Source organism: Thauera sp. AutoDN2, assembly GCF_051280715.1.
Classification (GTDB): Bacteria; Pseudomonadota; Gammaproteobacteria; order Burkholderiales; family Rhodocyclaceae; genus Thauera.
Window position 1 is genome coordinate 1 of sequence record NZ_JBNCAR010000099.1, and the last position, 1471, is coordinate 1471.

At 69.8% G+C, this 1471-nt stretch carries 1 protein-coding gene; it reads left to right on the forward strand.

Annotation, left to right across the window (positions count from 1 at the left end):
* A protein-coding gene (locus ACPT9U_RS17675) for an IS3 family transposase (protein WP_435751917.1) occupies positions 1-1471 on the forward strand; the annotation gives its coding sequence in 2 pieces (ribosomal slippage) (positions 1-401 and positions 401-1471; 1472 coding nt annotated over the 2 pieces). This gene is flagged as partial in the annotation.

Genomic DNA, 1471 nt, shown 5'->3' on the forward strand with positions numbered 1-1471 from the left:
GGCGGTAGCACGGTTGTTACCCCCGGAGAGCGCATCGGTGGAGTTGGTTTCCCGCGAACTGAGCATTTCAACGGCGACGCTGGAGCGGTGGCGCGCGGATGCGCTGTCCAAGCCCGCTCGCGAGCGGGCTTGGACAGCGCCGGCCCGATTCGAGGCGGTGCTGGTCACCGCAGCGATGGACGAGGCCAGCAAGAGCGCCTGGTGCCGCGAGAACGGCGTGTATCCGCAGGAGCTCGAGCAATGGCGCGCAGCGGCCACGCAGGCGCTCGCCGATCCCGAGGACGCCGCGCGGATCAGCCACCGGGAGAAGAAGGCCGACCGGCGCCGCATCAAGGAGCTCGAGCGCGACCTGCGCCGCAAGGAGAAGGCCCTGGCCGAAGCCGCCGCGCTGCTGGTGCTGTCAAAAAAGCTCGAGGCGATCTTTCCGAAGGACAAGGACGAGGACGCATGATCGGCCTGGAAGATCGCCAAACCATGGTCCGCCACATCGACACCGCTCACGCAGCCGGTGCGCGCCTGCGCCCGGCGTGCGAGGTCGCCGGCATCACCGTGCGCACCCTGCAACGCTGGAAGGCCGAGGACGGCCTTCACGTCGGCGACCGCCGGCCCTTGGCCGAGCGTCCGACGCCCGCGCACGCGCTCACCGAGGAGGAGCGCGCCCGCGTCCTGGCGGTGGCCAACGAGCCGCGTTTCGCCGATCAGCCGCCGGCGCGCATCGTGCCGACGTTGGCCGACGAAGGCGTCTACATCGCCAGCGAATCGAGCTTCCAGCGCGTGCTGCGCGCCCACGGGCAGACCCGTCACCGAGGGCGCGCCCGAGCGCCCCAGCGCTCGCGCACGCCGACCACGCATGTGGCCACCGCGCCGGGCCAGGTCTGGTGCTGGGACATGACCTACCTGCCGACGCAGGTGCAGGGGCGCTGGTTCTACCTCTACCTGATCCAGGACCTCTACAGCCGCAAGATCGTCGGCTGGGAGATCCACGACGCCGACGACGCGGACCACGCGGTGAGCCTGCTCAAGCGCACCGCGCTGGCCGAAGGCATCCACGCGATGACCGACAAACCCGTGCTCCATGGCGACAACGGCAGCACGCTCAAGGCCACCACGGTGCTCGCCATGCTGCACTGGCTGGGCGTCAAACCGTCGTACTCGCGCCCGCGCGTCTCCGACGATAACGCCTTCGTCGAGTCGCTCTTCAAAACGGCCAAGTACCGTCCCGAATTCCCGGCGCGCGGCTTCGCCACCCTTGAAGACGCCCGCCTCTGGGGACGCGACTTCGTGCGCTGGTACAACTTCGAGCACCGCCACAGCGGCATCCGCTACGTCACCCCGGCGCAGCGACACGCCCTGGAGGACCGCGCGATCCTGGCTGCACGCCATCAGACATATCTCCAGGCCCGCGAGCGCCATCCTGCGCGCTGGTCCAGAGGGACGCGCGACTGGACGCCGGTCGGCGCGGTCACGCTCA